Source organism: Kribbella sp. NPDC000426 (genome assembly GCF_040300265.1).
GTDB lineage: Bacteria > Actinomycetota > Actinomycetes > Propionibacteriales > Kribbellaceae > Kribbella.
This window is the reverse complement of record NZ_JBEPDK010000002.1, coordinates 206,981-233,066: the sequence shown is the minus strand read 5'-3', so window position 1 is coordinate 233,066 and position 26,086 is coordinate 206,981. Positions and strand designations below refer to the sequence as shown.

Sequence of the window (26,086 nt, the reverse complement as noted above, 5' to 3'; positions counted from 1 at the left end):
GTGTCAGTTCTCCCTTCATCTGGTAGCACTGCCTGGTAGTGGGGCTCGCGGTGGACGGGCGGGTGGTCCGGTGACCACGCCGACGGTGTCGATCCGGGTCGGGTCGACGAACGGCTTGATGGTTGCGGTGGATCCGAGGGAGCCTTCGTTCGGCGTCACGGAGGTGACGACGCCGATCGGGACGCCCGGCACGTACGGCGCGTTGCCGCTCGAGCCCCAGGTGACGATCCGGTCCCCGACCTTGGGCCGGGCCTTCGGGTCGACGAGCTTGTAGTCGAGGGTGCCGGCCACGTCGCCGCGTCCGGAGACGAAGCCGAGCGCCATCGACGAGTTCAGGCGGCCGCCGACGGTCGAGTTGCGGTCGCCGATCAGCAGCACGGTCGCGGTCCCCGTGGTGGTGCGCACCACCCGGCCGACCAGACCGGTGCCGTTCATCACGGTCATGTCGTTGTGCACGCCGTCCGCCGTCCCGGCGTCGATCGTGACCGTGTGGCTGAACGTCTGTGCGCCACCGATCCCGATCACCCGGGCCGGCGTCATCGTGTACGCCGGCGCGACCTTGAGCAGCTTGTCCAGCTCTTGCGCCCGGTTGCGGGCGTAGTCGGAGGTGTTCAGCTCCTGGGTCAGATTCTCGTTGTCCTTCTTGAGTTTTTCGTTCTCTGCTTTCAAACTATCCATTTCCGCGAACCGGTCGCGGAGGTTGTCCACAGGCTGCCGGGCCGAGCTGGCGGTCGACTCGAGCGGGCCGAACACGCCGGCGGCCGCCTCCCGCAGCGGCTCGACCGGTGAACCGGCCGAGCGACGGGCGTCGAGCACGATCAGCGTGAAACAAGCCAGGATCACCAGCACGAGCACGGTCCGGCGGCGACGGATCTGGCGCGGCATCCCGGTCGCGCGGAGCGGGGCGCCGGCCGACCGGATCGCGCTGCGGGCGGGGGTACCGAGGTCTTTGAGCATCGGGTGGGACCTCAGCGCCGGTTGTCGGTGACCAGGATGCGGTTGAGGGTCTCGATGTTGTCCACGCACTTGCCGGCGCCGAGAACGACGGCGTCGAGCGGGTTCTCCGCGACATGGATCGGGATGCCGGTCTCGTGCCGCAGCCGCTCGTCCATCCCCTTGAGCAGCGCGCCGCCGCCGGTCAGCACGATGCCGCGGTCGACGATGTCGCCGGCCAGCTCCGGCGGGGTCTTGTCCAGCGTCGCCTTGACCGCGTCGACGATCGCGGTGATCGGCTCCTCGATCGCCTGGCGCATGTCGGCGGAGGACACCTTCACCGTCCGCGGCAGGCCGGAGACCATGTCGCGGCCGCGGATCTCGCTGTCCGGGCCGTCGGTGGTCGGGAACGCCGATCCGATCGTCATCTTGATCTGCTCCGAGGTCGCCTCGCCGAGCAGCAGCGAGAACTCCTTCTTGCAGTAGTTCACGATCGACTTGTCGATGGCGTCGCCGGCCACCCGGATCGACTGGCTGGTGACGATGCCGCCGAACGAGATGACCGCGACCTCGGTCGTACCGCCGCCGATGTCGACGACCATGTTGCCGGTGGCGTCGCGGACCTCGAGGTTCGAGCCGAGCGCGGCGGCCATCGGCTCCTCGATGATGTAGACCTTGCGCGCGCCGGCCATGTACCCGGCGTCGCGGACCGCGCGCTGCTCGACGGCGGTGATCCCGGACGGGACGCAGACCACGATCCGCGGCTTGGCGAAGTACCGCCGCCGGTGCACGCGCTGGATGAAGTACCGCAGCATCTGCTCGGCGGCATCGAAATCGGCGATCACGCCGTCCTTGAGCGGCCGGATCGCGGTGATGTTGCCCGGCGTACGCCCGATCATCTTCTTCGCCTCGTGACCGAACGCGACCGCTTCCTGCGGATCGTCCGTCCGGGTCGCGACCACGGACGGCTCGTTCAGTACGACGCCCCGCCCGCGCACGTACACCAAGGTGTTCGCCGTCCCGAGATCGACCGCCATGTCGCGGCCGAGCATGCTGTTCGCCACCGCGGCACCTCCCACTCGACCCCAACTCAGGCTAAGCGCCGCCCGCGCAAAGCCCGTGGACCGACACGACCCGTCCGCCCAGGACAGATCGTATCGGTCCACTTACCCTCAGGACATGCCGGGCCCTGACGACGCCGGACACTTCAAGGTGCACTGGTACGGGATGTCGACGAGGTAGTCCGGCGTCCACCACCACTTGAAGTAGCCCGAGTTCGCACCGTGGCTCTCACCCGCCTGGCCGACCGAGAAGCCCCCGGTGAGGCCGTAGCCCTCCTCGGTGTACCCCTTCTTGGGATCCAGGTCCTCCATCGTGGCGCCGGCGCTGAGTCCCTCGGCCTCGATCCCGGTCGTGATGTAGCTGCCGTCGCTGCTGTTCACCTCGTCGGCGTGCCCGGTGTTGTGCCTGCGGGTGACCGACACGCCGGCCGAGGCACCGCCCATCGTGTACTCCCGGTAGGCGCCGTTGAAGCTGAATCCGTACCCGTCCGCCGCGAAACAGCCTTCGACGCCCCGGCCCTCGATGGCTCCGATGTCCCCGACGATGCAGGTCGACGTCGATCCCTCGCCCTGCAGCTCCTCCACATAGACGTCGGGCAGCGGGATCAGGATCGGCTTCGGTTTCGGTTTCGCCTTGGGCGGGGCCTTCGGCTTGGGCGGCGCCATCGGCTTGTGCTTCTTGTTGTCGGCCGCGCTCGGCCACCATCCGCCGTAGCCACAGCTTGCGCCCAGCCAGGTGTAGAACCCGACGAAGCCCCGCCCCATCGCGCAGTAGTCGCCGAGCCGGTAGTTGCTGCGCTTCTTGCCGCCGTTGCGGTAGACGCCCGCGTCCACCCATTTGCCGGAGTCGCCCTCGAAATACCGCAGACCGTCCGGGTCGCTGAAGGTGGCCGGACTGTTGTTCGCGTAGGCGTAGGGATTGAGCTGTTGCGGGTCCTGCGGGTCGATGACCGGATCCACGGACAGGAAGCGGCCGGCTGCCGGGTCGTACTCGCGCGCCCCGAGCCGGGTCAGCCCGGTGTCGGCGTTCGGAGTACCACCCACGAACCCACGGGTGCCGCCGGTCCACGGCGCGGTGGCGCCGCGTGCTGCGCCGAACAGGTCCAGGCGGCGGTTGGTGACCTGCAGATTGGCCTCGCTGATGGCGGTCTGCGCCGTTTTGTCCCGGTTCGGGACGGTCCAGGTGAAGCCGGAGGCGGTGCGGGTACCGATGCCGTCGTAGTACCGGGTGCCCTTCGCGGTGCCTCCGGTGGGTGCGGTCAGCTCGCCGTTGGCCACGAACAGAGTGGCCGAGTCCTTGTCCCTGCGGATCAGCTGGTTGCCGTCCGCGTCGTAGATGTACGACGACGTGCCGGCGGCCGCGAGCCGTCCCTCGTCATCCCAGGTGAGGGACTGCCCTGGCTGGGCGACAGTGTTGCCGGCCGCGTCGTAGCTGTACGACTTCGTGGTCGCACCGGTCCGCACCGACGCCACGGCGTGCGGGCGGTCGTAACTGTAGGTGCTGACCACGTCGGCCGCCCCGGCAAGACCCTTGGCGACCACTCCGGTCCGGTTGCCGACGACGTCGTACGAGAACTCCTGCCAGTACGGCGCCGGCCCACCGACCACAGTGGTGGACGGAGCCGCCGCGCAGCCGTCCGTAGCGGTCCAGGCCGTCTTCACCCGGCGCAGGTAGTCGTAGCTGAAGCACTGGGTGTCGGTACCGCTCGACGGAACCTGGTCGGCCGCCTTCGTGACGTTGCCCATCTGGTCGTAGCCGTAGGTGAGCTTGTCGAGCAGCAACCCGCCGGACTGGTCCCGATCGGTCCGGACCTCGACCATCCGCCGCGTGGTGTCGTCGTACGACGTCGTGCGCCACAGCGGTCGGGCGTCGGAACCGAGCAGCAGCTGGGTCACCTCGGCCAGACCGGTGTACCGCGTGTCCTGCACGTACGGGATCGCACCGGTGACCTTGTCCTGCAGTCCGAGCGTGTCGTACTCGTAGTTGACCGTCTCGGCCGGCAAGTCGCCGAGTTTCGGCAGCCTGGTCGACTTGAGGCTGCCGTCGTCTGCAAAGCGCTGCGTCGTCTCGTAGACCCCGGCAAGTGCACCCTGCGTCGCTGGGATCGTCACCCGCTCACCTGTCGCTCGGCCGGCCGCGTCGTAGCCGGTCACCGCACGCACGTAGGCGTCTGTGCCGACGTAGCGCGTCGACGCTGTCAGAGAGCCTTTGTCCAGCGTGTCGTAGGTCCACTCCGCGGTCACCGTGTCGCCGGCCTTCGTCCGGACCTTGCGGCCCAGGTCGTCGTACTCAGTCTGGGTCGTCCGGCCGCGGGCGTCCTTCCCTGCGATCAGCTGACCGGCGTCGTCGTACGTCAGTTCGGACACGCCCTTGTCGGGATCGTCCACCCGGACCTGGTGACCCAGCGCGTCGTACTCGTACCGCCAGACATTGCCGGCGGCATCTGTGATCCGCTCCAGGTCCCCGCGCTTGGTGTACCCGTAACTTGTCGTATCGGCCGGCGTGCTGGTGCTCCGGCCCTGGTACTGCAGCTGAGCCGTGGTCCGGCCACGCGCGTCCGTCACCGTAGTCGTGAGCGTTCCACCCTGCGGCGGCAGAACCGTCACCCGATCACCGCCGTACGTTGTGTACGTCGTCCACCGGCCGACGTTGTACGCCGAGAACGTCTCGCTGGTCTTCCGCTCCGCACCGTCGTAGGTGGTGACCGTGGCGCTGGGCACCCGGCCCGGATCGGGTTCGAAGAGCGTCGTACCCGGACCGGCGTCGCTGTTGTAGTACCCGGACCTCCGCACCACGGCCAGGCCACGGCTGTCGTACTCGGTGTCGGACAGGATCCGTCCACCGGCCGGACTCGGCTTCTGTGCCTGCCGCTCCCGCCCGAACCCGTCGAGAAGGCTGTACGACGCCAACTGGTTGCCATTGGCGCGCAATGTCAGCGTCTCGATCCAGCTCGGTCCGCCGGACTGCCGTACCCCGTACACGAAGGCCAGATGCGGTGCCTGCTGGACCGCCTCTGTCCGGCCCGGTTGCCACACCTTGCTCAGCCGGCCGAGAGCGTCGTACGTCGACGAGGTGACCCGCTGGTTGGCGTCCACCTCCTTCACGGGTTGTGCCCAGGCCGGATCGAGCGTCGTCGTCGTGACGTGGCCGAGCGCGTTGGTGGTCGACGTACCGGTGTTGAGGCCGTTGGTGTCGGTATAGGCCGTGGTCGTCTTCCGGCGAAGCGGGTCCTCCTGCACGAGCGGCCGGCCGAAGGCGTCGTACGTCGATGTGGAGGTGGTCAGGTACTGCGCGACTCCGCCGGAGTACGCCTTGGCCTGCTCGGACCGCGTCACATCGCCACGCACCGGCGCTGTGCCGAACGCAGCCCCGTCGTACGACGTCCGCGTATCCGAGATCGCGTCAGCGGGCAGCGACGGTGCCGTCCCGCAGGCGACGCCGATGGTCTGCTGCTCACTCTGCAACCTCATCAGCATCGCTGTGGGGTTCTGGACGTACTTGGTGGTGGTGCAGCGATCGTCGGTTGCTATGGCGGTGTCGCCGAGGTCGTCGGTTTGGGTGGGGTTTCCGTAGTTGTCGTAGGTGGTGGACACGTCGGTACGGCGTACTCCGCCGGCGGATAGCGTCGTGCGGCCGCGGGTGCGGGCGTCTTCGACCTGGTAGGCCTTCTCGGTTCCTTCCGTGGCGGTGAGGCGGGACCAGGGGTCGTGGATCTCGGCGCTGACCTCTCCGCCTCCGACGCCGAGGTAGGTGATCGACTCGTGCATGAAGCCGGCGTACTGCTCGAGGTCCGGAGTGGACGTGCCGGTGGTGTCGACGATCTGGGTGCTCTTGGTACCGCCGTTGGCGAGCTTGTCGCCGTTCATGCCGCGGAAGTACTGGTAGCGGATCGCAGTGCGTGTCACGCCGACGTCGTGGGCCTCGTCGCCCTTGACGACCACGACCTTCTCGTAGCCGCGCCATTGCGACCAGGTGCGGTCCTTCGGGTCGACCAGCGGGTTGTCGTCGTACGCCCAGGCCGCGTCGCCCTCGTAGACGTAGGCGGTGAGCTCGTCGCGGTTGTCGGTCACCAGGTCGTGCTTGAGCGTCGACTGGACGACGTACTTGTGGAACCAGTTGTCGCGCGGCGTCTCCTCCGGCGGCTCCATCCACTTGACCGGGTAGCAGCGCTTGCCGTTGGTGTCCGCGGCAGTCGGCAGCGAGGTCGGTGTGCAGTCCGGGTCGGCGTACTTGATGGTGACCTGACCACCTGTCTCGTTGGTGATGGTGGTGATCCGTGGCTTCCACAGGGCCGGGCGGCTGTCGGTCGGGGTGTCGACGCGGTTCGGCAGCAACGTCGGGGTGAAGGTCACCGGCGGCGTTGCGACCGGTGTGCCCACGACACCGGTGTGCGTGATGCTACTGAGCCACAGTCCGGCTGCCGTGCCGTCGCCTGGTGCCGGGTAGCTGTGGGCGAAGTCCCAGCGGTCCACGTCGCGATAGGCGCCACCGCCGAGCGACACCTGGGTGGTGATCCGGCTCAGTCGCTTCGTCGACCAGAACGTCGGTGACGCGACTGTTGTGCACGGAGCGGTCTTGCACTCGAGGTCCCACGGCACGTCGGGCCAGGAGGTAGCAGTGTGCGTCGCACAGTTCTGACCAGGCACGCAGCGATCGGCGCTGTCGAACACCACTCGTGCGGGCGCGTCGGCATAGGCGTTGTCGGAGCGGGTGCCGTAGTCGATCCGCCGCAGTACGCCGCCACGGGTGTACGCGCCGGTGGTGGCGCCGAGGTTCTGCGCGTACTGGTTGGTCTCGACGTCGTAGTAGTAGTTCATGGTGTTGCCGTGCGGATCGATGACCTCGTCGAGGTTCCATCGGTAGGCCTGCTGGCACGCGGACGCGGCGTACGTCGCCTGGTTGCACGGCTCACCGCTGTCGTTGCCGTAGACCGGTGCCGTCCACGCGGACTGGGTCGTGGCTTTGCCGGTGGTCCAGCCGGGCAGCCGGTTCAGACCGAAGAGGTACTGCGTACCGTCGGTCGTCGTCAGCTTCCAGTACTCGCCGTCGTTGTCGCCGTTGACCGCACCCGTCAGCCGCTCGACCTTGGTCCCGTTGTCGTCCTTGAGGTGCCAGACGCCGTTCTCGCGAACCAGCTGACCGGACTGCTCCCCCAACGAGACCGTGGCGTTGTCGGTCTCCCAGCACAGGTCGCCCGTCTTGGTCTGCGCGTTGTTGCCTCCGAGGTCGTCGGCACAGGACTTGTAGCTGCGCTCGATCGACCCTGCACCGAGGTCCCAGCCCTCACCGAGCCAGGACGACTGGTTGTTGGTGGCAACAGTTCGGCCGTCCGTGGCCTGTGACGAGTACCCGGCGGACAGGTCCGGCTCGAGGCCTCCCGGCACCGGCGGGGTCCGCAGGGCGTAGCCCCAGGTGAACGCACCGTTGTTCGCGTTCACCTCCCAGGTACCGGATGGAGCGAGCGAGGTTGCCTTGTAGTCGCCGGTTCCGCCGGACGCTGCCGCGGCCACGGTGAAGGTCTGGGCACCTGCCGGTACGTCGGCCGACAGCACGCCGGCTGTCGTGTCGTTGTCCACCTGCTGCGCGGCCGGCTGGACCTGTAGCCGCGAGGCCCAGTCGGCGCCGTACGTCTTCAGGTAGGCGCTGTAGTCGAGTGACACCCGGACGGTGCCGGCTGACTTCGCCCGAGCCGACGGGAGCCGGAAGTGCAGTTTGCCGTCCTTCACGGACTCCAGCTGTGCGCGAACCCCCTGGCGTGCAGGAGTCGGGTGCGCGGGCGGGGTGACTGTCTTGGGTCGTACCGCGGTGGCCGGCACGAAGTCCTTGCCCGGTACGGACGCCACCTTCTGAGGCAGCACCTCGACCGGCGGTGCGGCCGAACTGACCTGGCTGGGCACGAAGAGCGCCGCACCGATCAGGCCTGCGATCAGCGGCGCCGCCGTACGGCTCCGCAATCGGGAGAGTCTCATGGCTGTCCTCCTCACGGTCGCGCCAGCACGTAGCCGAGGCGGGTCTCGAGGGTCTGGTTCTCGCAGTTCGGGTCGGTCGAGTCGAAGAGCTCGTTCCATGACGCCCGGCAGCGGTACAGCGCCTTGCTGACGACATCAGCCGGCGGGTCGGTCCAGGCGAAGCCGGAGCTGCCTACGACGGTCTTGCCCTCGCAGTCCGGATCGGTAGAGCTGAAGGTGTCCTCACCGGTCTTGCACTGCATCCACGCCGTCGTGCCCGGCAGCTGCACCGTCGACAGGTAGCCGAGGTTGTACTCCGTTCGCATGTTCACCGCACCTCGGGTCGTGCTCGACACGTGGTCGTACGGGTAGTTGTTGGCGTTCAGCCGAACCAGTGCGGAGTACGCCTGGGTGTAGCCGAGCAGGCCTTCGTTGGTCGCACCTGTACCGCAGTCCGTGCCGACGACGGCGTAGTGCATCGTCGACGGGACGACACAGCGATAGATCGCGAGACTTTCAATGCCAGAGGGCTTTGCGGTCCACAGTTGACCGACAGGACCGAGGTTGAGCTTGCCTTCGCACGTCGCGCTCAGGAAGAAGTCCCGGGTGTTGTTCAGGCAGGAGTAGATGGTCCGCGTACCGGTGGCACCAGCCGGCGCGGGCACTCCGAGTGATGCGAGGAAGTGTGAGCCGGGCGGTACGGCGCCGGTGGTGACGATGCTGATGCCGTCGCTGGTGATGAAGCGCGACAGCTGCCCGTTGTAGGCGGCCGACCGGCGGGTGACCGGGTTGTTGCTCTCCTGCTGTACCTGACCGCCCGTCAGCGCCCCGGTCCAGACGTGTACGTCGTCAACCGCGCCCGCGAACGGCGTCGTACCAAGCTGGCCGGAGCCGACGCGGAAGGTACCTGTGCTGTTGCCACTGACTGACGCAGCCGCCACGTTCCCTGGCTGATCGCCCTCGACATACAGGCGGATCTGGCCGGCAGCCTGGTCGTACACACCGGTCAGCTGCGTCCACTCCGTCGTAGCGACCGTGTCCGACTCGACAGTCGCCTGATCGACGGCGAAGGACCACCTGTGGTTGTTGCCGTTGTACTGCAGGGCGAACCCACTTCGTTGAGCACCGTCCTGACTCATCACCACCCTGCTGACGCCATCTGCCGCGTCGAGTTTCACTCGTGCGCTCACCGTGAAGCTGGAATCGGTGCGGACGACGGCGCTGCCAGTGCTGACGCCTTGACCGGTGCCGTTGAGCTGCACCGCGCCCGTACCGACAGCACCCGCAGTACGGGTCGCGTCCTCACGGATCGCACCTGAGCGGTAGTTACCTGAGACATCCGACAGCTGGCTCCCAGAGGTCTCGTCCAGTGGCCAGAACAGCTCCTCCGTCGTGGGCCGTCCGGCCAGGTCGTCGATCTCCGGCTTCGTCAGCACCCGCTGGTACAGGCGGACTTCGTCAATCGATCCGAGCCAGCTGTTCACCGGCTGCTTGGCCACCTGGGCCCGGCCGAGCTGGGTCAGTCCCGTCGCGGCCCATGGCGTCGCATGGGTACCGACAGACCCGGGTACGCCGTCGACGTACAACTGGATCTGCTTCGTGCCTGCGTCGTACACGCCGACCAGATGCGTCCAGCGCCCTGCCACAGCTGGTGCTGCCGACTCGGAGAGTTCGCGGACGGCATTGTCGTTGTTGGTCTGCGGCAGTACGAAGTTCCACTTCTGACGCTGCGGGTTGTACTGCAGGAAGAAGCCGCTGATCGACGTACCGTCCTGGCTGACCGCGGTCCGGTACTCACCGTCGACCTGGTCGAGCTTCAGCCACGCCGACACGGTGAACGACTTGCTGGTGTCGATCGCGGACTTCGTACCGAGTGCGACGTTCGCTGCGGCCGTCCCATTCGTCCACAGCGCGTCGCCGATCCGTCCGGTCCGCCAGGCAACAGCGGTCCCGGCCGGCCGTACCCCGTCCAGCCGGCCGGGACGATCGTCGACGACGCCGGTGTCCGTGCCCTGGCCGTCCAGCCGCCACTGCGCGACCGGCGGCGTACCCCGGCCGGCCCAGAAGCGGAAGCTCTTCACCACCGGCGACACGTTCCCGGCCTGGTCGACGGCCCGAACGGTCAGCGTCTGCGGGCCGTCGGCGCTCGGCGTCACCAGCACGCGGCCCACCTTGTCCGAGCCCGTCGCGACGTACTGGTCCTGCTGCGACGAGCCTTCCAGCGTGTAGCGGAACCCAGCCACGTCCGTGTCCCGCTCGTCGGCCCGGAACTCGAAGCCGCCGGTGAACCCGGCCGCACCGCTGGCCGGACAGGTCAGGTCGTCCGGACACTCCTTGTACGTCGGTGACGAGACGGCCGGCCCGTACTGCGGTGCCGTCTTGTCGATCGTGTAGTCACACCAGGCTGATGCGGATCTCGACTCGTGCAGGCTGTCCCAGCCGATGACCCGGAACGACAGCTTGCGGCCGTCGGCGTTCAGGTTCGTCGGTGTGTCGATGCTGAACCGGCCTGGTGAGTTGAGGCCGGTCGTCTCTGTGGAGTACAGCAAGGTCGTGTGGTCGCGCTCGTAGATCCGGTAGCGCGCAGCGACACTGCCACCGTCAGGGTCGCTGATCGTGGACCACAGCCGCGGACCGCGGCTCGGCGCGTACAGCTGCGGGTTGACCCGGATCTCTGCGCTGCCGCAGACCCGGTCGTTCTCGACGGCCAGCGCGGTCGGCGTGTCCGGGCGGGTGTTGTAGGTGACGCTGAGGACCGGCGTCGTACCGAACTTCTTCCAGGCCAGCTGGTCTTCCTCGTTGTTGGCCCGGAGCATCACTGTGGTCGAGCCGAGCCCGTTGGCCGGATTGGTAGACCACTGCACGAAACCGGTGGCGTTGTACTCGAGGTACTGCGACGGGCAGCCGGTACGACCTGCAGCGACGTTGTAGGAGCCGATGCCCATCACTGCGGCCGGCTGGTTGTTCCAGGTCGTTCCCGGACCGACCGGCCGGGTGCCCCAGGCCTCGACCCAGCGGGCCTGACAGCTCGGCGCATAGACCTCCAGCGCCTTGAACGAGCTGCTGAGGATCTCCCGGCCGTTCAGCCAGCCGGTGTCGTACTGGAAGTACGAACGAGCAGCCTGGATGCCGTTGCACCAGCCGTCGTCGTAGCACTGGCCGACCTTGGCGACACCGTCACCGTCGCCAAGCCAATAGCTGTTGCCCGGCTTGCCACGAAAGACAATCGCCCACCCACTCATCCCGGGTGCCGTCGGCTGCCCAGGAGCACCAGCGGGCGCCATGCCCGCCGCGCTCAGTGTCGCGGTGAACGTCCCGGCCGGGTTCGCGACCACTCTCGTGGTCGCAGTCCGCTTCTCCATCACCTCAACCGGCTTGCCGGTACGCCGTGCCTCCGCACTCGCCCGCCCCTCGGCATCGGCCCCGGCACTGGCCGCGCTCTCAGTGGCGGGACGCGCAGTTGCTACCGAGCTCTGTACCAGCGATGCGGCGAGCAGCAATGCCGCGAGTACGCCGGGCACGACCCGGCGTACTCCCCACTTGCCTGACCCAGTCCCCACTCGTCACCCCTCCAGATCGGATCGGCCGTGGCGGCCGACGCCGAAATGGTGGGGTGCGGTGCTTTCAAAACGCTTTCAGCGCCTCGAGTGGTCTAAAGCGGATCAAGGCAGGTCGGGGAACCAGATCTTGATCTCGCGGCTCGCGGATTCCTCGGAGTCGGAGCCGTGGACGAGGTTCTCGCGGTTCGACAGCGAGAAGTCGCCGCGGATGGTGCCGGGTGCGGCCTTGCGGCCGTCGGTGGCGCCGTTGGCGGCGCGGATGACCTCGATCGCCTCGTCGCCCTCGAGCACCATCGCGACCAGCGGCCCGCTGGTGACGAAGTCGCGCAGCGGCGGGTAGAAGGCCTTCTCGACGTGCTCGGCGTAGTGCTGGTCGGCCATCTCGCCGTCGATCGTGCGCAGGTCCATCGCGACGATCCGGAGCCCCTTGGCCTCGAACCGGCCGAGCACCTCACCGACCAGGCCGCGGCGGACCGTGTCGGGCTTCAGCAGGACCAGGGTGCGCTGCGACATCTCTCAACTCTCTTTCGGACTTGGGTGGGCGGCTGAGCCTAACCTCTTGGCTTCCTCGATGCGGCGGCCGAGCACGATCGCGGCGACCCAGAAGGCCGCGAACGCCAGGCCGAGGACGAACATGACCGAGACGACGAAGCCGAGCCCGACCGCGCCGACCTGGACCACCGAGCCGAGCACGTACCCGACCTGGAACCGGAGCAGGCCGGCCGCGACGATCGCGAGCACCGCAAGACCGATGCAGACGGGTACGGCGACCGCGGGCCGGACGTTGGCCACCGAGATCATCACCGGCGTGACCAGCGCGAGCACGATCGACTCGAACCCGAGCACGATCGATGCCAGCGATCTCATGGCTGCTCGCCCTTCGACTTGCGGACCAGCAGCGTGCGCGCCTCGCCGGCAGTGATGACCGAGCCGGTGATCAGTACGCCGCCGCTGCCCAGCGCGACCGCGTTCTCCTCGGCCAGCCGGATCGCGTCGTCGATCGCGTCGATCAGGTGCGGCCGGACCAGCACCCGCTCCTCGCCGAACACCTCGGCCGCCAGCTCACCCAGTTCCTCGGCCGGCATCGAGCGCTCGACGAAGCTGTTCCGGGTGCAGATGACCGTTTCCATGATCGGCTCGTAGGCCTCGAGGACGCCGTACACGTCCTTGTCCTTCATGCAGCCGAGGACGCCGATCAGTGGCTGGAACTGGAACGCCTCCGAGACCGCGGCCGCGGTCGCCTCCGCGCCGTGCGGGTTGTGCGCGGCGTCCACGACGATCGTCGGGCTCTGCCGGACGACCTCCAGCCTGCCCGGGCTGGTGACGTCGGCGAACCCGGCCTGCAGCAGCTCGGTGGTGACCCGGCCCTCGGTCTCGGGGCTGGCGCCGAGCAGCGCCTCGACCGCGGCGACCGCGGTGGCGGCGTTGTGCGCCTGGTACTCACCGTGCAGCGGGACGAACAGGTCGTCGTACTCGCCGCCGAGGCCCTTGATCGAGATCACCTGGCCGCCGACCGCGAGCGTGCGGCTGACGACGCCGAACTCGATCCCCTCACGGGCGACCTGCGAGCCGACCTCGGCCGCGCGGCGGAGCAGGACCTCGAAGACCTCCAGGCTCTGCTGCGACATCACCGTCGTACCGCCGGCCTTGATGATGCCGGCCTTCTCGCCGGCGATCGTGACCGGATCCGCGCCGAGGATGTGCGCGTGGTCGACCGCGACCGGCGTGATCACCGAGACCGTGCCGTCGGCGACGTTGGTCGAGTCCCAGGACCCGCCCAGCCCGACCTCGATCACCGCGACGTCGACCGGTGCGTCCGCGAACACGGCGTACGCCATGCCGGTCATCACCTCGAAGAACGTCAGCGGGTGCTCCTGCTCGGCGTCGACGACGTCGAGGTACGGCGCGATCTCCGCGTACGCCTCGACGAAGCGCTCCTCGCTGATCGGCTCGCCGTCCAGCGTGATCCGCTCCCGCACCGACTCCAGGTGCGGGCTGGTGAACCGGCCGGTCCGCAGCCCCGCCGCCCGCAGCAGGGTGTCGATCATCCGGGCCGTGGACGTCTTGCCGTTGGTCCCCGTCAGGTGCACCACCGGGTAGGCCTTCTGGGGGTCGCCGAGCAGCTCGACGAGCCGCCGAACCCGGTCCAGGGAAGGCTCGATCTTGTGCTCCGGCCAGCGCGCCTGGAGCAGGGCCGACACGTCGGCATAAGAGAGGTCGCTCATCAGAACGCCCAGTCTAGGCAAGGGCTGTGGATAAGCGTTCGGAGCACCCCTTGACAACCACTACGATTGTGCGCATGAGCCAGACGTCCCGCGTTCCAGACAAGCCCACCCTCGAAGGCCTCGAGGAGAAGTGGGCTGCCGTATGGAAGGAGCAGCAGACCTACGCCTTCGACCGCACCGCCGAGCGGGCCGACGTGTTCTCGATCGACACGCCGCCGCCGACCGTCTCAGGGTCGCTGCACGTCGGGCACATCTTCAGCTACACCCACACCGACCTGGTCGCGCGCTTCCAGCGGATGCGCGGGAAGAAGGTCTTCTACCCGATCGGCTGGGACGACAACGGCCTGCCGACCGAGCGCCGGGTCCAGAACTACTACGGCGTCAAGTGCGACCCCTCCATGCCGTACGACGCGGACTTCACCCCGCCGGCCAAGCCGGACCCGAAGAAGCAGGTCCCGATCGCCCGGCAGAACTTCGTCGACCTGTGCGGTGAGCTCACCCACATCGACGAGCAGGCGTTCGAGTCGATGTGGCGGACGGTCGGCCTGAGTGTCGACTGGGAGCACCTCTACACCACGATCTCCGAGGACTCCCGGCGTACGTCGCAGCGTGCCTTCCTACGCAACTTCGCCCGCGGCGAGGCCTACCTGGCCGAGGCACCGACCGTCTGGGACGTCACGTTCCAGACCGCGGTCGCGCAGGCCGAGATGGAGGCCCGGCCCTATCCGGGCGCCTACCACCGGATCGCGTTCCACGGCGTCGACGGCCCGATCTACATCGAGACCACCCGGCCCGAGCTGATCCCGGCCTGTGTCGCGCTGATCGCCCACCCCGACGACGACCGCTACAAGCACCTGTTCGGGACGACGGTGAAGTCGCCGCTGTTCGGCGTCGAGGTCCCGGTCCTGTCCCACCCGGCCGCCGAGATGGACAAGGGCGCCGGTATCGCGATGTGTTGCACGTTCGGCGACCAGACCGACATCCAGTGGTGGCGCGAGCTGCAGCTGCCGGTCCGCACGGTCATCGGCCGCGACGGCCGGTTCCTGCGCGAGACTCCGGCCTGGCTCGAGGACTCCGCCGAGCTGTACGGCGAGCTGGCCGGCAAGACCGTCTTCAGCGCCCGCGAGCTGATCGTGGGCAAGCTGCGCGAGAGCGGCGAGCTGGACGGCGAGCCCAAGCCCACCGAGCGGATGGCGAACTTCTACGAGAACGGTGACAAGCCGCTCGAGATCGTCTCCACCCGGCAGTGGTACATCACCAACGGCGGCCGCGACGAAGGGCTCAAGCAGGAGTTCATCGAGCGCGGCGAGGAGCTCGCGTGGGTCCCCGAGCACATGCGGCACCGCTACCTGAACTGGGTCGAGGGGCTGAACGGTGACTGGCTGATCTCCCGCCAGCGGTACTTCGGCGTCCCGTTCCCGGTCTGGTATCCGCTGGACGCCGACGGCGAGCCCGACTACGCGCACCCCCTGATGCCGTCCGAGGCCGAGCTGCCGATCGACCCGACCTCCCAGGCACCGCGGGGGTACGACGAGTCCCAGCGCGGCAAGCCGGGCGGGTTCGAGGCCGACCCCGATGTGATGGACACGTGGGCGACCTCGTCACTGACCCCGCACATCGCCTGCGGCTGGGAGCGCGACGAGGACCTGTTCCGGCGTACGTTCCCGATGGACCTGAACACGCACGCGCACGAGATCATCCGGACCTGGCTGTTCTCCCGCGTCGTCCGGGCCCACTTCGAGAACGGCACGCTGCCGTGGGCGCGCTCGATGATCTCCGGATTCGTCGTCGACCCGGACCGGAAGAAGATGTCGAAGTCCAAGGGCAACGCGGTCGTCCCGACCGAGATCCTGGACAAGTTCGGCGCGGACGCGGTCCGGTGGCGGGCGGCGATGGCGCGGCCGGGGATGGACTCGCCGTTCGACGAGTCGCAGATGAAGGTCGGTCGGCGGCTCGCGATCAAGGTCCTGAACGCGTCGAAGTTCGTCCTCGGGTTCGGCGCGACCGAGGCCGACCCGTCCGCGGTCGTCGTCGCCGACCCCGCAGCGGTCACCGAGCCGGTCGACCTGGCGATGCTGCAGCAGCTGCGCTCGGTCGTCGCGGACGCGACCGCGTCCTTCGAGCGTTTCGACTACACCGGTGCGCTCGAAGTCAGCGAGCGGTTCTTCTGGACGTTCTGCGACGACTACGTCGAGCTGGTCAAGGAGCGGGCGTACGGCGGTCAAGGTGAAGCCGCAGCAGCTTCCGCGAAGGCGGCGCTCGCCGTCGCGTTGTCGGTCCAGCTGCGCCTGCTCGCGCCGTACCTGCCGTTCGCGACCGAGGAGGTCTGGTCGTGGTGGCAGGAGGGTTCGATCCACCTGACCACCTGGCCGCAGCCGGACGTCGACCTCCCGATCGCCGCACAGGAGCCTGAGGTCCTGGACGCGGTTTCGGAGGTCCTCGCCGGCATCCGCGGCGCGAAGTCCGAAGCGCAGGTCTCGATGAAGACCGAAGTCAGCAAGGTCGAGGTCACCGGCCCGGCCGCGCGACTGGAGCTGGCCGAGCGGGCCGAGCCCGACCTGCGGGCCGCGGGCCGGATCACCGGCGAGATCGTCTGGCACGCCGACGATTCCGACGCGGTCAAGGTCGTCGCCACACTCTGAGTGCGTTTCCCGGTGCCCGTCTCCCGATGGAGGCGGGCATCGGCACGTGTCGCGGAGCGACTACCCTGCGAGACCGGTTTGTGCTGATGTGGAAGCATCGGGTCCGAACCCCGTGACCGAACGTCCGAGGAGCCACCCCATGAGCGACCCCATCGACCCGGCGGATCCGAAGCCGACGGAGAAGGCCGTCACCACGGCCGACGCCGGCGCGGACACCGCCGAGCTGGCCGCCGTCCCGGCTACGGCCGAGACGTCTGCCGGGACCGAAAAGTCTGCCGGGGCCGAGAAACTTGCCGGGGCCGAGAAGCCTGCCGGGGCCGAGAAGCCCGGTGAGGCCGGAAAGCCGGCTGAAGCCGGGAGACCTGCTGCGGACACGCCCGGAGACACGAAGGTCGACGCGACCCCGCAGCAGCCGAAGAAGAAGTGGTGGCGGCGGATCAAGGTCCGCGGACCGTGGGTCACGGTGGGCGCGGCGCTGGTCGTACTGATCGCGCTGGCCTTGCTCGGCTACATCTGGGGTCTCGGGCCGCTCAACCGGCTGAACACCGAGCGTGGCATCACGCCGCCGGCGAAGCTGGCCGGGCTCGACCGGATCACCGACAAGACGATCCGCGACCAGGCCGGACTCGACCAGACGCGCGAGGCGTTGAGCCGGATCAACAACGGCAAGCAGGTGACGGTCGAGGCGTACGGAAGTCTCGACGGCGACCGCCTGTACGTCATCATCGCGCTGCGCGGCAAGGTCGACATCGACAAGACCGTCGCCGACTCCGGCGCGACCCCGGACAAGATCAAGAAGATCGGCAGCTCCACCTGCGTCGAGTCGTCCGGCAACCTGCCGACCCAGTGCTATCGCGGCTCGAACACGCTCACAGTCATCGCCCAGTCCGCGAACGAGGGCGTCAACGTAGACCAGGTCGAACCGGTCGCCGAAGAGGCCTTCAAGGCGATGCGTTAGGCGAGCAGTCCCGCGATCAGGATCATCAGCGGGATCGACAGCAGTGTGCTCAGCAGGACGGCGCTGCGGGCGAGGGTGCGGCTGGCTCGGTAGTGGACGGCGTAGACGTAGACGTTCTGGGCGGTGGGCAGCGCCGCCAGGAGGGTTGGGGCCAGTAGGGCGGGGCCGTGGAGGTTGAGGATCCAGTGGGCGATGGTGTAGGCGACCAACGGTTGCACGAACGTCTTCAACGCGACCGCGAGTACGACGTCCCGACGCAGCGTGATCGAGTCCTTCGTACCCGCGCTCAGGCTCAACCCGTAGGCGACCAGCGCGACCGGCACGGCTGCGGCGGCGACCAGGTCGATGGGGCGCATCACGAGGTCCGGCAGGTGCACGCCCAGGAGCGAGAACAGCAAGCCGAGTAGCGACGCGACGGTCAGTGGATTGCGGAAGGGTCGCGTCAGCATCGTGCGGAGCGAGACCCGGCGCCCGCTCCCCTGGCGGTCGTGGTCCAGTACGGCGAAGGCGATCGGCGCCATGATCACGACCTGGAACAACACGATTGGTGCCACCAACGCACCGTTCCCCAGCACGTACGCCGCCACCGGTACGCCGAGGTTCCCCGCGTTCACGTACGACGACGCGAGCACGCCGATCGTCGTCTCGGACCGCGTACGCCGCCAGATCAGCGCCGCGATGACGACGAACACCACCTGGACCACGAACAGGCTCAGCAGGTTGGTGACCAGCACCACCGAGAAGATCGCCCGCAGATCCGCCCGCGCGACCGTCGTGAACAGCAGCGCCGGCGTCGCTACGAAGAACGCCAGCCGGGACAGCACCAGCTCGTCCTGCGACCGCAGTACGCCGAGGAGGCCGACGACGTACCCGAGCACGGCGACCGCGACCAGCGCGCCGAACGCACCGATGACGGCGGACATCTCAGGTACTCAGCGGCTTCGGCACGCTGCGATCGTATAGGAAACCGCTGTCCGGCGACTTCGGGCTTCCAGCGACCGGACGGTCAGCAAGGCCCGTTGCCGGTGCGGCAACTGGTCACGATGCCGGCCATGACGGCGCGGAAACGTTCGTGATCGGCGGCGCTCAGGCTCGCCGTCAGCTTGGTCAGCTCCTCGCCGACATCGGCGTGGAACCGGGTCGCGGCCCGGCGGCCGGCTTCGGTGAGGTTGACCTGCAGGGCGCGCCGGTTGCCCGGGACCGCCGAACGCTCCGCCAGACCGCGCTTCTCGGCCCGGTCCATCAACCCGGTGAGCGCCGCCTTCTCCACGCCGAAGCAACTCGCCAGCTCGGCCATTCCGCGCGGACCGCCGAGCAGGACGCACAGGAGCCTGGCCTGCACGGGCGTCAGGTCGTGCCGCTCGGCGATACGGGTGTAGATCCCCTGAACGAGGCCGGTCAGCTGGATGAGACCGGTGGCCGTGTCCATCTGGTCGGCCGCCAGGTCGGCGCCGAACAGCGGACCCGTGCGGGCCCGGGTGGCTTCGGTCTCGGTCATATCCACCAAGGTACAGGGCATGTATAGTTAATGACACATACAGTCAATGCCATTAACTATCGAGGAGGGCAGATGTCCTTCAGCGACCAGGAACTCGAGTACCTGCGGTCTCAGCGCATCGCGCGGATCGCGACGGTCGGCGCCGACGGGCAGCCGGACGCGGTGCCGGTCGGCTTCGAGTACGACGGCACGCACCTCTACATCGGCGGCATCGACCCGGTGCGCACACGGAAGTACCGCAACGTGCAGGCCGGCAACACCAAGGTCGCCGTCATCCTCGACGATCTCCCGTCGACCGATCCCTGGATCCCCCGCTACCTGCGCATCTACGGCGAGGCCGAGCTGGTCGAGCGCACCGGTCGCTTCGGCGCGGGCAGCTATCTACGGATCACGCCGACCACCTCATGGAGCTTCAACCTCGAGGGCAAGCCGTTCGGCTACGAGGACACGGTCAGCACCAATCGCACCGTCCACGAGGAGGCGGGTTCGCGATGAGCTTCGACACGATGGCCGGCACCCACGGCGCGCGGCAGCCGAAGGGCCGGGTGCTGCGCTGGATGAACGCCCTGATGGCCCGCCGGATCGGCCGCGGGAGCAAGTTCATGGGCTTCGACGCGCTGGTACTGCGGACGATCGGGCGGAAGTCCGGCGAGGAACGCAGGACGCCCGTCGGCTGGTTCCCGGGCGCCGACGGCAGCCGGTTGATCGTCGCGTCCGCCGCCGGGGCACCCAAGAACCCGGCGTGGTACTACAACCTGGCCGCGAACCCTGACGTCCTGATCGATATCGACGGCAAGACCGTCGCGGTCCGGGCGGAGCAGTTGCACGGCGCCGAGCGAGCCGAGGCGTGGGAGCGGATCACGACGGCCGCGCCGCGGTTCGCGGAGTACCAGGTGAAGACCGACCGCGAACTGCCGGTGATCAAGCTGACCGAACGGCACTGAAGGCAAGTAGCGTGACGGGATGAGCTTCGACGGCCGAGCCGGCACGCGTGGCGCTCGGCAGCCGAACGGCCGCGCCTGGCGCTTGCTGAACAAGCTGGTCGCGCCAGTGATCCGGCGCCGCGCAGGCAGGGTCATCGGCATCGACATCCTGGTACTGCACACGGTCGGACACAGGTCCGGCGAAGCACGCATGACACCGGTGAGCTGGCTCCCGGCCGCCGACGGGAATCGGCTGATCATCGCCTCCGCCGCCGGGGCTCCTAGCAACCCGGCGTGGTACTACAACCTGGCCGCACATCCCGACCAGGTCCGGATCGAGGTCGGCAACCAGACGATCGACGTCCGAGCAGAGCAGCTGCACGGCGCGGAACGGGCCGCGGAATGGGAGCGGATCATCGCGGCCGCCCCGCGGTTCGCGGGCTACCAGCTGAAGACCGACCGCGAACTCCCGGTCATCAAGCTGAGCGATAGGCATTAGCGTGATGCTGTGCGTCTACTGCTGTTGACGACCGCCGTACTGCTGACCGCCGGCTGCGGTGGTAGCGACCCGAAAGAGCCTGCCGGCCACCGCGAAGTCGCTGGCAATCGTGGTCGACGAACCCGACGCGCCCAACGGCACTTTCACCCACTGGGTCCTGCTCGACCTCTCCCCGCAGACGACCCAGCTTGCTGAAGGCGCCACCACACCGGGCGCCAAGCAGGCCGGCAATTCCGCGGGCAAACCGTCGTACGCCGGCCCGTGCCCGCCCAGCGGCACGCACCACTACCGCTTCACCGTCTACGCGCTGTCCAAGCCGACAGGTCTGGCCGACGGCGCCAGCCTTGACGAGGCTCTCCAAGCCATCGACACCGACACCGTCGCCCGCGGCCGCCTCACGGCGTTGTACGAGCGTCAGTAGCCGTAGCCGCCGCCGGACGAGCTGGACGGCGCCTGCGAAGGTGCCGCTGCTGCGGTGGTTGTGGCAGCGTGCCAGGTGAAGCTCATACCGGAGAACGAGTCCGTGACGTTGTTGCCCTGGGCCTTGCCGGCTCCGGTGTCGAGTTTGAAGGTGTACAGCGGTTTGCCCTGGAAGGTGAGTTGGTCGGCGCCGGTGTCGGAGCGCTTCGTGACGGCCAGGCCGGTCACCGACTTCGCGTCGGCGGCAGTACCGGTGGCCGGCATCCAGAAGCTCAGGCAGTTGCCGGTGCACTTGATCGTCCCGCCGGCCTCCTGGTCGGCGAAGTACAGCGTCTTCCCGGACGAGTCGACCAGCGTCTGGCCGACCCCGCTCACGTTCTGGACCGAAACCGCGGCCCCTGCCGCGGCCGCGCCGCCGGTGCTTGTCTGAGCGGTGTTGTTGCCCCCGCAGGCAGCCAGCGTTCCAACCGCGGCCACGGTTGCTCCTAGCAACAATATTGTCGTTTTCATCAACAGCTCCTTTCACCGGCAGATACGCAGGACAGGGCCGACCGGTTCAGTTGAACCTTCTACGGCTCCGGTGCGTAGTCCTGAGATGTGGAGGACGACACGGTGATCCGGGCGTTGTACGACAGGTACCGGCGGCCGCTCTACGGCTATGTCCTGCGCTCGGTCGGCGGCGACCGTCAGTACGCCGAGGACATCGTGCAGGAGACGATGGCGCGGGCCTGGACGCACGCGTCGGAACTGGACCCGGACCGGGCCGGCCGCTGGCTGTTCACGGTCGCGCGCAACCTGGTGATCTCCGGTCACCGCAAACAGGCGGCCCGGGTGACCGAAGTACCGATCGACGACCGCGAGTTCGCGGAGCTCGGCGACGACATCGACCGCGTGCTGCAGGTCTGGCAGGTGATCGAGGTCATGCGCGGGCTGAGCCACGACCACCGGCAGGTGATCGTGGAGCTGTTCTACCGGCGGCGGACCGTCAACGAGGCGGCGGCGGTGCTCGGCGTACCGCCGGGGACGGTGAAGTCACGGAGCTACTACGCGCTGCACGCACTTCGCGCGGCGCTGCAGGAACGAGGGGTGACCGGCTCATGACGTGCCCGGAGACGATGTCGATCGGCGCCTATGTGCTCGGTGCGCTGGAGGCGTCCGAGCGGCGTGCGACCGAGGAACACCTCGCGACCTGTACGGCGTGCCGCGAGACGCTGCTGCAGTTCGCCCACCTCCCGGGGCTCCTGCACGCCGTACCGGTCGAAGACATCGAGGCAGAGCAGCCCGAGCCTGCCCCGCTTCACCTGATCAAGCGCAAGCGACCACGCCGCAAACGCTGGGTGCTGGCGGCCGCATCGGCAGCCATGGTGAGCGGCGTGCTCGGCTGGGGTCTCGTATCCGCTCCGGCCTCGGCTACCTGGACTGCGACGGACGGCGTCGGCGGTATCGACACCACGGCCAAGCTGACCAGCCACGGCTGGGGTACTGACATCCAGCTGAAGCTCAAGGACCTGCAGCCGTACGAGCACTGCATGCTGGTGGTCCGCAGTCGCAACGGCACCACCGAGACAGCCGGGTGGTGGGCAGCGAACCGCGACAACCAGGCACATGTCCCGGCCAGTACGTCGATCCCGCTGCAGGACATCGTCGGGCTCGACGTGGTCACGGCCGGGGACAAGGTGCTCAGCACGATGTCCCCGACCTCGCACTGAATCACCAGCTGTTGTTGGAGATCCCCGCGCCCAGGATGACCTGGTCGTACGTGTTGCCGTCGCTGTCGTCGGTATAGGCGACAGCAACCTCGGCGTACGGCGAGACCGCGAGCGTCATCTGTTCCTGCCGGCCATCGGTCGCCGAGCTGAGCTGCTGCGCGGACAACCGACCGGTGTCCGTGCCGTCCGTCCCGAAGCCGCGGATCCACACATCGAGGTCGGTGGCCTGGACCGTCCAACCCACCACGGTCTGCGCCTGGTCGTCGATCCCGATCGACGGTGCGATGCCGCCGTTAGCGACCAGTACGTCGGCATACCTGGCCACGCCGGACGAGTCGAACGAACGCGTCCACACGCCCGCCGTACCTGTGTGGTCGGACTCCCAGGCGACGGCGAAGTCCCCGTTGAAGTTGGCGGCGACAGACGCGTGCGTCTGCTGTCCCCCACCCTCTGAGTTGGCGATCCGGCGCGAGAGCGTGGCCGCTCCATTTGTCCGGGCCAGCCGGACGAGTCCGACGTTGTAGAAGGCGTTGGCGTCGCCGTCCTCGTCCCAGACGACTACCGCGTCACCGGACGCCGACACTGCCACGTCCGGGTTGTGGTGCTGGCCGGTGGTCTGCGAGGCGGTGACCTCCCAGGCACGCGTGGTCGGTCCGGTGTAGCCGGCTGCCTTCACGGTGGCCGGCGTACCGGTCTGGATGTCCTCCCACACAACAGAGAACGCGACTGCAGCAGTGGACGGCGCGCCGTCCGGGTCCACAGCAACCCGGGGGTTGATCTGCTGACCAGTCGCGCTCGTGTTGGCGTTGCCGGACGCGGTGACAGTTCCAGCGGTGTTCAGGACGCGGTAGGGGATGTTGTAGTACCCGTTGCCGTCCGGGTCGTCCTGCCACACCACGACTGCGTTGCCCTTGTCGTCGAGACCGACGTCCGGGTGCAGGTGTCGCCAGTTGGTCACTCCGCTGTCGCCGCCGGCGGAGACCTTCTTCTCGTACACAGAGGTGCCGTTGTGGAACAGCCGCACCCAGATGTCGCTGTGGACGTTGTCGGTCGCGTTGTCGGTGTCGCGGTCGTCCTCCCACGCCACAGCGACGTACCCGTTCCGGTTGATCGCAACGGACGCGTTGTCCTGGTCGCCGGTGGACACACTGTTCGCTGTCGTCCAGGTGGGGGTAGCGACGTGAGCGACGGCCGCAATCATCAGTACAGCAAGGGTTTTCATCTCACACCGCCTGCAGTCCGGGCTGGCCTTCTTCGATGACGAACGACTTCACAGTCGCAGCAGCAGCGCCGTGCTCGGACACCTTTGCCACGTTGCGGAAGTCGGCTCGCATCTCGGTCGGGCTGACGGTCGCGCGGACGTAGCCGCGCCGGTTGTTGTAGAACTTCAGCCACGGATTCGTCCCGACGTCGGGGATCGTCGTAGCCCCGTCTCCGTCACCGCTCGAGGTGACCGAGCTGGTGACGAGTTCGGTGCCGATGGTCGCCGAGTTCGCGTTGTTGTAGTCGGCCTTGATGTCGTTGGCCCACGCCCGGTGCACGTCTCCGGTGAGTACGACGGGGTTGCGGACCGACCGGTCCACCCAGCCCTGCTGGATCCGCGCCCGCGAAGCGCGGTACCCGTCCCAGGAGTCCATGCTGGCGCCGGTCGAGTTGAACCGGCGGGCGAAGAACACCTGCTGGCCGATGATGTCCCACGTACCCAGGTGCTGCCCCAGACCGTCCAGCAGCCAGGTCTCCTGCGGGTTACCGGGCAGACTGCGGCTGGCCAGATCGGCGTCCGAGCACAGCTGCCAGCCGTCACCGCATGCCTGGTCGTTGCGGTACTGCCGGGTGTCGAGCATGTGGAACGTCGCCAGGCTCCCCCACCGCAGCCGCCGGTACAGCTGGATGCTGTTGCCGCTGTTCACCTGAGCAGGCCGCAGCGGCATGTTCTCGTAGTACGCCTGGTAGGCCGCCGAACGTCGAGCCGTCCACTGCGCCGCAGTCAGCGCGGGCGTGTTGTTCTCGCGCACCGTCCCGGCGTAGTTGTTCTCCACCTCGTGGTCATCCGGTACGACGATCCACGGCGCTGCGGCGTGTGCCGCCTGCAGATCCGGGTCCGTCTTGTACTGCGCGTACCGGCGGCGGTAGTCCGCCAGCGACACGATCTCGCTGCCGAGATGGAGCCGCGGGCGCCCGGTGGTCGCGCCGTACTCGTAGATGTAGTCGCCGAGGTGCAGGATGACGCCCGGGTTCTCCTCGGCCATCCGGCGGTAGACGGTGAAGTAGCCCTCCTCGTAGTGCGAGCAGGAGGTGAACGCCATCGTCAGGTCTCGTCCGGCGGCACCGATCGCCGGAGTGGTGCGGGTCCGGCCGACGGGGGAGACGTGGCCCTGGGCACGGAAGCGGTAGAAGTAGTCGGAGTCCGGGTTGAGGCCGCCGGCGATGGCGTGCACCGAGTGCGCGGCGGCGTACTGGGCAGTGACGGTGCCGGATGCGACCAGGGTGCTGAAGGTGTCGGTGGTCGACACCTGCCAGTCCACGGCCACATCGGCGTTCGCCATCCCGCCCTGGCCGTCGGCGTTGGTCGGCGAGGGGGCCAGGCGGGTCCACAGCACGACGCTGTTGGCGTCCGGTTCGCCGGAGGCGATGCCGAGCTGGAACGGGTACGGGACGGCGGCGGTGGCGGTGATCACCGACGACTGGGCGGCAGCCGGGAGGGCGCCGACCCCAGCCGCGGCGAGTCCGCCGAGAACAAGGGTCCTGCGACTGATTGGGCTCATGAGCCTCACCTTCACTCCTACTCAGGGCGGCAGGCCCCCGGATTGGCCGAACGCTCGGTGACCATCCGGGAACCTTGAGTGTGTGCGGTGTTTCATGCCCATGATCGCGCAGGGCTGGTAAATTTCCTACAGCACGACGAGAAGCAACAGAACGGCAGTCGGCAGTCCTTCGAGCACGGCGTTCAACCAAAGTCGTCGCTCCGTCGCCAGCAGGACGAGCGCGAGGAAGACGTGCTGCCCGGCGGTGAATGCGACCAGCGCCTCGCCTTGCGGAACGTGCCCCGATGCCGCCAGCACGACGCCGAGCGCGAGCGCAACCGCGGTCGTGAGGTTGTAGAACCCGAGGTTCACGATCCATAGCCGGACCGCGCCGAAGTCCCGGGGCTCCAGCAGGAACAGCGGATACAGCCGCCGATTGCGGTAGAAGAACGACTCCATCAGCCAGACCGATGCCAGCATCACCGCGATGACGATCGCCAGGACCTGCGCCGCCGTAGTCATGACAGCGACACCCCGTGGCGGGCGGAGACCTCGCCCAGCGCGGCGTAGTCGGTCGGGTCGGCGGTGGCGAGCTCCGCGAAGAAGGCGCCCATCCGGCCGGACTGGCTGATGGTGAGGAACTTCGCCGACGGCGTGAGCACCGAGAAGGTGTTGAGCGTGCCGGCCGGGATGCTGATCGACGAACCCGGGCCGAGGTCGTAGCCCTGATCGCCTGCCTGCACGAGGATCCGGCCCTGCAGCACGTAGAACGCCTTGCTCCAGGACTCGCTGTGCGGCGGTGTCGCGTCGCCGCGGGGCGCGTCGATCTCGAAGAGCTCGTACTGCCCGCCGGTGTGTTCGGCGCCGATCTTGACGGTCACGGTCGCATCCGGAGCGGCGTGCTCGACCCCGCTGCCGGCATTGCTCAGATGCACTGATTCGGTCATGACCGGGACAGTAGGAAG

At 68.2% G+C, this 26,086-nt stretch carries 22 protein-coding genes; 8 read left to right on the top strand and 14 right to left on the bottom strand.

Annotation, left to right across the window (positions count from 1 at the left end; translation table 11 throughout):
- Window positions 1-15: 15 nt before the first annotated feature.
- From mreC to ABT313_RS08935, 7 genes are all read right to left on the bottom strand, one after another.
- Window positions 16-957, bottom strand: coding sequence for a rod shape-determining protein MreC (gene mreC / locus ABT313_RS08965; protein ID WP_350850314.1), 942 nt, complete (start codon window positions 955-957; stop codon window positions 16-18).
- An 11-nt stretch (window positions 958-968) separates the two neighbouring features.
- Complete coding sequence (locus ABT313_RS08960) at window positions 969-1,997, bottom strand: rod shape-determining protein (RefSeq protein ID WP_502883949.1); 1,029 nt, start codon at window positions 1,995-1,997, stop codon at window positions 969-971.
- Window positions 1,998-2,105: 108 nt separating this feature from the next.
- Window positions 2,106-7,964: an RHS repeat-associated core domain-containing protein gene (locus ABT313_RS08955; protein ID WP_350850312.1), complete on the bottom strand. Its 5,859-nt coding sequence runs from the start codon at window positions 7,962-7,964 to the stop codon at window positions 2,106-2,108.
- A gap of 11 nt (window positions 7,965-7,975) precedes the next feature.
- The gene (locus ABT313_RS08950) at window positions 7,976-11,503 is read right to left on the bottom strand and encodes a LamG-like jellyroll fold domain-containing protein (protein WP_350850310.1); all 3,528 of its coding nucleotides are present in this window, start codon (window positions 11,501-11,503) and stop codon (window positions 7,976-7,978) included.
- Window positions 11,504-11,605: 102 nt separating this feature from the next.
- On the bottom strand, window positions 11,606-12,016 hold the full coding sequence (ndk, locus tag ABT313_RS08945) for a nucleoside-diphosphate kinase (protein WP_130438888.1): 411 nt from the start codon (window positions 12,014-12,016) through the stop codon (window positions 11,606-11,608).
- Window positions 12,017-12,019: 3 nt separating this feature from the next.
- The gene (locus ABT313_RS08940; protein ID WP_350850308.1) at window positions 12,020-12,370 is read right to left on the bottom strand and encodes a DUF4233 domain-containing protein; all 351 of its coding nucleotides are present in this window, start codon (window positions 12,368-12,370) and stop codon (window positions 12,020-12,022) included.
- Window positions 12,367-13,728, bottom strand: coding sequence for a bifunctional folylpolyglutamate synthase/dihydrofolate synthase (locus ABT313_RS08935; RefSeq protein ID WP_350850306.1), 1,362 nt, complete (start codon window positions 13,726-13,728; stop codon window positions 12,367-12,369). Before ABT313_RS08935 ends, ABT313_RS08940 begins: the two co-directional genes overlap by 4 nt.
- A gap of 74 nt (window positions 13,729-13,802) precedes the next feature.
- On the opposite strand from ABT313_RS08935, the gene valS reads away from it, so the two are divergent.
- Both valS and ABT313_RS08925 read left to right on the top strand, forming a co-directional pair.
- Window positions 13,803-16,370, top strand: a complete 2,568-nt coding sequence (gene valS, locus ABT313_RS08930; protein WP_350850304.1) for a valine--tRNA ligase — start codon at window positions 13,803-13,805, stop codon at window positions 16,368-16,370.
- 139 nt (window positions 16,371-16,509) lie between these two features.
- On the top strand, window positions 16,510-17,328 hold the full coding sequence (locus ABT313_RS08925; protein WP_350850302.1) for a hypothetical protein: 819 nt from the start codon (window positions 16,510-16,512) through the stop codon (window positions 17,326-17,328).
- Here the strand turns inward: ABT313_RS08925 and ABT313_RS08920 are convergent.
- Window positions 17,325-18,251, bottom strand: a complete 927-nt coding sequence (locus tag ABT313_RS08920; protein ID WP_350850301.1) for an AEC family transporter — start codon at window positions 18,249-18,251, stop codon at window positions 17,325-17,327. The two genes, ABT313_RS08925 and ABT313_RS08920, sit on opposite strands and share 4 nt — an antisense overlap.
- A gap of 83 nt (window positions 18,252-18,334) precedes the next feature.
- A complete protein-coding gene (locus tag ABT313_RS08915) occupies window positions 18,335-18,826 on the bottom strand; it encodes a MarR family winged helix-turn-helix transcriptional regulator (RefSeq protein WP_350850299.1) in 492 nt (163 codons plus the stop codon).
- A 72-nt stretch (window positions 18,827-18,898) separates the two neighbouring features.
- Here ABT313_RS08915 and ABT313_RS08910 point away from each other — a divergent pair, with 72 nt between their 5' ends.
- From ABT313_RS08910 to ABT313_RS08895, 4 genes are read left to right on the top strand one after another with little or no spacing between them, the layout of a single operon-like run.
- Complete coding sequence (locus tag ABT313_RS08910) at window positions 18,899-19,321, top strand: PPOX class F420-dependent oxidoreductase (RefSeq protein ID WP_350850298.1); 423 nt, start codon at window positions 18,899-18,901, stop codon at window positions 19,319-19,321.
- A complete protein-coding gene (locus ABT313_RS08905) occupies window positions 19,318-19,770 on the top strand; it encodes a nitroreductase/quinone reductase family protein (protein ID WP_350850296.1) in 453 nt (150 codons plus the stop codon). The genes ABT313_RS08910 and ABT313_RS08905 overlap by 4 nt, the downstream gene beginning before the upstream one ends.
- Before the next feature lie 19 nt (window positions 19,771-19,789).
- Window positions 19,790-20,248 (top strand): nitroreductase/quinone reductase family protein, encoded by a 459-nt coding sequence (locus ABT313_RS08900; RefSeq protein ID WP_350850294.1) that lies wholly within the window; start codon window positions 19,790-19,792, stop codon window positions 20,246-20,248.
- A gap of 58 nt (window positions 20,249-20,306) precedes the next feature.
- Complete coding sequence (locus ABT313_RS08895; RefSeq protein ID WP_350850292.1) at window positions 20,307-20,669, top strand: YbhB/YbcL family Raf kinase inhibitor-like protein; 363 nt, start codon at window positions 20,307-20,309, stop codon at window positions 20,667-20,669.
- Here ABT313_RS08895 and ABT313_RS08890 read toward each other — a convergent pair.
- Window positions 20,663-21,178, bottom strand: coding sequence for a COG4315 family predicted lipoprotein (locus ABT313_RS08890; RefSeq protein ID WP_350850290.1), 516 nt, complete (start codon window positions 21,176-21,178; stop codon window positions 20,663-20,665). The genes ABT313_RS08895 and ABT313_RS08890 overlap by 7 nt on opposite strands.
- Before the next feature lie 87 nt (window positions 21,179-21,265).
- Between ABT313_RS08890 and ABT313_RS08885 the strand changes: the two genes are divergently transcribed.
- Together ABT313_RS08885 and ABT313_RS08880 are read left to right on the top strand one after the other, a co-directional pair.
- Window positions 21,266-21,769 (top strand): sigma-70 family RNA polymerase sigma factor, encoded by a 504-nt coding sequence (locus ABT313_RS08885; protein WP_350850288.1) that lies wholly within the window; start codon window positions 21,266-21,268, stop codon window positions 21,767-21,769.
- The gene (locus ABT313_RS08880; RefSeq protein ID WP_350850286.1) at window positions 21,766-22,377 is read left to right on the top strand and encodes an anti-sigma factor family protein; all 612 of its coding nucleotides are present in this window, start codon (window positions 21,766-21,768) and stop codon (window positions 22,375-22,377) included. Before ABT313_RS08885 ends, ABT313_RS08880 begins: the two co-directional genes overlap by 4 nt.
- Before the next feature lies 1 nt (window position 22,378).
- On the opposite strand, the gene ABT313_RS08875 is transcribed toward ABT313_RS08880, so the two are convergent.
- From ABT313_RS08875 to ABT313_RS08860, 4 genes are all read right to left on the bottom strand, one after another.
- On the bottom strand, window positions 22,379-23,599 hold the full coding sequence (locus tag ABT313_RS08875) for a hypothetical protein (protein WP_350850285.1): 1,221 nt from the start codon (window positions 23,597-23,599) through the stop codon (window positions 22,379-22,381).
- 1 nt (window position 23,600) lies between these two features.
- Window positions 23,601-25,142, bottom strand: a complete 1,542-nt coding sequence (locus ABT313_RS08870; protein WP_350850283.1) for an alkaline phosphatase D family protein — start codon at window positions 25,140-25,142, stop codon at window positions 23,601-23,603.
- 126 nt (window positions 25,143-25,268) lie between these two features.
- Complete coding sequence (locus ABT313_RS08865) at window positions 25,269-25,643, bottom strand: DUF1304 family protein (protein ID WP_350850281.1); 375 nt, start codon at window positions 25,641-25,643, stop codon at window positions 25,269-25,271.
- A complete protein-coding gene (locus tag ABT313_RS08860; protein WP_350850280.1) occupies window positions 25,640-26,068 on the bottom strand; it encodes a cupin domain-containing protein in 429 nt (142 codons plus the stop codon). The genes ABT313_RS08865 and ABT313_RS08860 overlap by 4 nt, the downstream gene beginning before the upstream one ends.
- Between the last annotated feature and the right edge of the window lie 18 nt (window positions 26,069-26,086).